This is a genomic window from Sphingomonas bacterium, assembly GCF_903643065.1.
Taxonomy (GTDB): Bacteria; Pseudomonadota; Alphaproteobacteria; order Sphingomonadales; family Sphingomonadaceae; genus Sphingomonas.
On record NZ_CAHJWX010000202.1, the window covers coordinates 1 to 4,934 of the forward strand.

Annotated in this window: 5 protein-coding genes; 3 read left to right on the forward strand and 2 right to left on the reverse strand. The window is 71.0% G+C overall.

Translation table 11 applies throughout. The features are described from left to right. On the forward strand, window positions 1-728 hold a 728-nt coding region (locus tag HUU95_RS08305), incomplete at its 5' end, for a tryptophan 7-halogenase (protein WP_174279691.1). Further along, window positions 725-2,200: a tryptophan halogenase family protein gene (locus HUU95_RS08310; protein ID WP_174279692.1), complete on the forward strand. Its 1,476-nt coding sequence runs from the start codon at window positions 725-727 to the stop codon at window positions 2,198-2,200. The genes HUU95_RS08305 and HUU95_RS08310, both read left to right, overlap by 4 nt. Before the next feature lie 4 nt (window positions 2,201-2,204). On the opposite strand, the gene HUU95_RS08315 is transcribed toward HUU95_RS08310, so the two are convergent. Continuing rightward, a complete protein-coding gene (locus HUU95_RS08315) occupies window positions 2,205-2,945 on the reverse strand; it encodes a GntR family transcriptional regulator (protein ID WP_174279693.1) in 741 nt (246 codons plus the stop codon). A 72-nt stretch (window positions 2,946-3,017) separates the two neighbouring features. Continuing rightward, a complete protein-coding gene (locus tag HUU95_RS08320; protein WP_174279694.1) occupies window positions 3,018-3,956 on the reverse strand; it encodes a glycosyl hydrolase family 18 protein in 939 nt (312 codons plus the stop codon). A 237-nt stretch (window positions 3,957-4,193) separates the two neighbouring features. Here HUU95_RS08320 and HUU95_RS08325 point away from each other — a divergent pair. Next, a partial coding sequence (locus tag HUU95_RS08325) for a carbohydate-binding domain-containing protein (protein WP_254602691.1) occupies window positions 4,194-4,934 on the forward strand: 741 nt, incomplete at its 3' end.

Consider the following 4,934-nt stretch of genomic DNA (forward strand, 5'->3'; position numbering starts at 1 on the left):
TCTACAGCCGGACGGCGGCGCACCCGGCGGGCTGGATCGGGCTATTCCCGCTCGCCGGGCGCACCGCGGTCGCGATGGCCTATGCGGGCGGCGGCTTGAGCGACGACGAGGCCACCGCCTCGATCGGCGCGCTCGCGGGCCTGCGCGTCGGACCGGACATGTTCGTCGAGAACATCGCGGATCGCATCCGGCGCCGGCCCTGGGTCGGCAATTGCGTCGCGATCGGCGCCGCGGCGGCGCGGGGCGATCCGATCGACGCGGTCGAACTGCACCGCGACCAGATCGCGATCGCGCACCTCGTGGCGCTGCTGCCGATCGATCGCACGGCGATGGTCGAGGCGGGCATCTACAACGACGAGGTGGTGCTCCATTATCTGCGGCTGCGCGACTTCCAGGCCGCGCACTATCGGTTGAATGCGCGGGTCGGCGAGCCGTTCTGGGACGAGGCGCGCGCCGCGCCGGTGTCCGACCTGCTGGAGGCCAAGATTGCGCTATTCGGCGCGCGCGGCATGGTGGCGCAGCACAACCAGGAGGCGTTCAACGAGGACAGCTGGCAGTCGCTGCTCGTCGGTCACGGCATCGTGCCCCGCTCGCCCGATCCGCGCGCGGCCGCGATGCCCGAGAGCGAGGTCGCGCGGCGTCTCCAGGCCATCTTGGGGGCCGTCGCGCGCGACGTAGCTCTCCTGATGCCGCACCAGGCGATGCGCGAGCAGGCGATGCGCGCATGATCGCGCGGACGATCATCGTCGGCGGCGGCACCGCGGGATGGATGACGGCGGCCGCGCTGACCCGCGCGCTGGGATCGCAACACCAGGTCACGCTGATCGAGTCGGATCGGATCGGCACGGTCGGCGTCGGCGAGGCGACCGTGCCCGCCATCCGCGAGTTCAACAGCTATCTCGGCATCGACGAGGACGCGTTCCTCGCCGCGACGCGCGGCACCTACAAGCTGGGCATCGAGTTCGTCGATTGGGGCGGCCCGTCCCACCGCTATTTTCATCCGTTCGGTTTTCTGGGCCCGGACATGGCGGGCGTCGATTTCCATCACGTCTGGCTGCGCCACGTGGCCGATGGTGGTGACCGCGACCTGGAGGCGATCAGCCCCGAGGCGCGGGCGGCGCGCGCCGGCCGGTTCGCCCGTACCGCCGGACAGGCCCCGGTGCATCATGCGTTCCACTTCGACGCGGCCCGCTACGCCGCCTATCTGCGCACCTATGCGGAGGGACGCGGCGCGACCAGGATCGAGGGGGACATCGTCGCGGTCGATCGCGACGCGGCGACCGGCGCCATCGCTGCGATCCGCCTCGCCTCGGGCGAGACGATCGCGGGCGACCTGTTCGTCGACTGCTCGGGCTTTCGTGGGCTGCTGATCGAGGAGGCGCTGGGCGCCGGCTATGTCGACTGGAGCCGCTGGCTGCCGTGCGACCGCGCGGTGGCGATGCCCTGCGCGCCCGTCGGCGAGCCGCTGCCCTATACCCGCTCGACCGCGCGCGAGGCGGGGTGGCAGTGGCGCATCCCGCTCCAGCACCGCACGGGCAACGGCTATGTCTACGCCAGCGCCTTTCTCGGCGACGACGAGGCGGCGCGGCTGCTTGCCGGGCGTCTGGACGGCGCGCCGCTGGGCGAGCCGCGGCGGCTGCGCTTCACCGCGGGCCACCGGCGCCGTCCGTGGCACCACAATTGCGTGGCCATCGGGTTGGCGGGCGGCTTCCTGGAGCCGCTCGAGTCGACGTCGATCCACCTCGTCCAGACCGCGATCATCCGCCTGCTCGCCTTGTTCCCGCACCGCGCGATCGATCCCCGCCTGGTCGATCGCTTCAATCGCGACACCGTCCTGGAGTACGAGGCGGTGCGCGACTTCGTCATCGCGCATTATGCTACCGCGACCGGGCCCGACACGCCGTTCTGGGCGGCGGTCCGCGCCATTGTCCCGCCCGACAGCCTGGCGGCGCGGCTGGAGGCGTTCGCGGCGACGGGGGCCATCCTCTACGATCGCGGCGACCTGTTCGGGCCGACCAACTGGCTGGCGGTGCTGACCGGCCAGGGACGCTGGCCCGGCGACCATCACCCCATCATCGCCGCCCTGCCGGCCGCGACGGTCGCGAACAGCATCGCCCAGCTGCGCCGCCGCGCCGCCGCGATGGCGGGCGCGATGCCGTCGCACGCCGCGTTCATCGCCCAGCACGGCGCGATGACGTGACCGGTCACAGGTCGCTCAGTTCCGCCACCAGATCATAGGCGTCGCCGCGATAATAGGACTGGGTGAACTCGGTCGTGCGCCCATCGGGCAGGAACCCGCGACGCTCGATGAACAGGCCGGGCTGGCCGGGCTCAATGCCCAGCGCCTGCGCCTGATCGATCGTGAAGGCGATGGCGCGCAGCCGCTGCAGCGCGCGCACCGGCCGGAAGCCGGTGACATCAAGCGCCTCGTACAGCGAGTCCTCCGCCATTTCCTTGGACGGCAGGCAATAGCCCGGCACGGTGGAGTATTCGAGTGCCATTGACTGTCCGTCGGCGTAGCGGATGCGGTGGAAACGATAGACCAGCGAGCCCGGCGACAGGCCGAGCGACAACGCCTCCTCGGGGGTCACCGCGCCGGCCGTCTTGCTGACCCAGATGCTCGACGGCGTCCGCCCGCGCGACAGCATGTCCTCCGAGAAGGACGACAGCTTGGACAGGTTCTTCTCCACCCGGCCGCCGATCACGAAGGTGCCGGCCCCGCGGCGGCGGGCCAGCAATCCCTCGCTGACCAGTCCGTCGATCGCCTTGCGCACCGTGATGCGCGAGATGTCGAAGTCGACGGCGAGATCCCGCTCGGTCGGGATCGCCTCGTTGATCTTGACGAGATCGCTGCCGATCGCGTCGCGAAGCACCTTCTGCAGCTGAAGGTAGAGCGGCGTCGCTAGATCTTTCTGCAGCACCCCCACGGTCTCGCTGAGCGACAACGGCCGTCCTCCTCCCTGCGGTCGCCCGGCACCGCCTCGTGGCGTTCGCTCTGGCGCGGGGCTGCGACGTCGTCAATCACCGCGCCGGGAAGCGAGCGCGGTCGAGACGGCGAGACCTAATTGGCCATCCTCGGTGTCCTGAGTGATCTCCCAGACCATCACGCCGGCCGCCTGCTCGCGCGCGAGCGCGGCCTTGCGCGCCAGCGTCGCGGGGCCGTTCTGCGTGATGTAGCCGCAGCCGGCACACCGCGTGCCGACGACGTCGGCCGCCGCCTGGGCACCGAATGTCGCCAGGATGTCGCGGTAGGCATAGGTGGCGGCGTAACCGCCATAGCCGTAGCCGTAATAGGGCAGACCGAGCACCAAGCGTCGGCGCGGGACGCCGCGGTCGCGCCACAGCTTCACGTCCGCCACCGCCTTGTCATAGGGTGCGTGCTCGTCGCCCGGCCGGCCCCAGCCGGGCCCGACCGCGTCGTACGACATGACGGACACGTAATCGAACCAGCGCAGCGCCGTCACCGGCACCATCCCGCCCTCGTAGGAGGCGGTGGCGCAGGTGAGCAGCTTGCCCTGCCGCTTCAGCGCCGCCGCCAGCGCCGCGACGAACGGTGTGTAGCCGCCCGCCTGATCGAGGCTGGTGAGCAGCGCGCCCTCGAGGTCGACGTCGACGCCGTCGACCCCGGCCTCGTCCGCCAGCGCGACAATCCCGGCGACGATCGCGTCGCGCGATCGCGGCTGCAGCAGCACCGTCCAGTCGCCCGCGCAGCCCGGGATGACGCCGCCCGCGACCGAAATCAACGCCTTGGCCTTCGCGCGATGGACGCGCGCGACCGCGTCTCGCAGCGCCGCCAGGCCCGTCGTCGCGCCCCTGGGCCCGGGGGCGCAGGCCATCGCGCCATTGATGACGAAGTTGCCGCCGGCATCCGGATTGGCGAAGGCTAGCGTGACGTGCGAGTATCGCGCCAGCACGTTCCGCGCGGGGAGCGCCGCCAAGCCATCCGCGAAAGGCATGTACCCGATCATGACCGGCCTTGCCTGAGCGCCCGTCGCCGCGATCGCGCTGAGCGTCGCGACCGCCAGCCTCGCCCGCGCGGCCGAACGCGCCCGGCCGGGCGCGGGTGACGATTTGGTTCGGCAACGCCTGCCCATAACGGCGTCCGGTTTGAGCATGATCAACTCCCCGCGCCTGTTCGACGTTGACGTATACGCAATGTCATGACAACTCTATGTCCAATATTTGGGGGTTCGATGAAGAGACTCGTCGCGGGCGTGATGCTGCTGGCTTCGCCGGTGTCCGGACGAGCCGGACCCGTCGTTCCGCCGCCCCTCGATCAAGTCGGACTTGACCGGTTCGCGGCGACGCTCGGCTTTGCGTTGACGGTGCTCGACGAGCACCCCGCCGACTGTCCCGGCGGCAAGCCCACCTGCTTCGCCGCCGACCTCGCGATCACGATGCCCGCCAGCCTGCCCGACGGCCTCGACGTCGCGCGGCCGGAAATTCGCTTCGGCTTCGTCAACGGCATCGCCGAGGTGCGCGACGACAGTTTCGCGATCCGGCTGGTCAACGGCGACCTGCAAGCGCTGACGCTGAAGCCGGGCGCGCATCTTGCGGCTGGCCGGGCCTATCACGTGCGATTGATCGGCAACGGTCACTGGTTCTCCGCCTATTACGCGCTGCCCAACGCCTATGTCACGGCCGAGGGACTCGCCGGCCGCGTGATCGCCGCCACGCGCGCGCGCGTCGACGCCGAGACCGGGCTGGAGACGCTGCCCTTCGTCGCGCCGATGACCGACGAGGCGCGGCTCACGACCCAGGCGCCCGACGACGCTACCCGCTGGCTGACGCCTGAGCGCGCTTTCGCGCTCTACGCCGCGCGTGGCGCGCCGGCGACGCCCGACGTCGCGATCCTGCCGACTCCGCTGCGCGCGACGCGGCCGGGCGGTGCACCGGTCGACCTGTCACGCGGCGTCCGCGTCACCGTCGCCGGC

Bases quoted from the DNA above. Each gene is read 5' to 3' on its own strand.
- HUU95_RS08320 (WP_174279694.1), bottom strand. From the start codon at position 3,956: ATGCCTTTCGCGGATGGCTTGGCGGCGCTCCCCGCGCGGAACGTGCTG.
- HUU95_RS08310 (WP_174279692.1), top strand. From the start codon at position 725: ATGATCGCGCGGACGATCATCGTCGGCGGCGGCACCGCGGGATGGATG.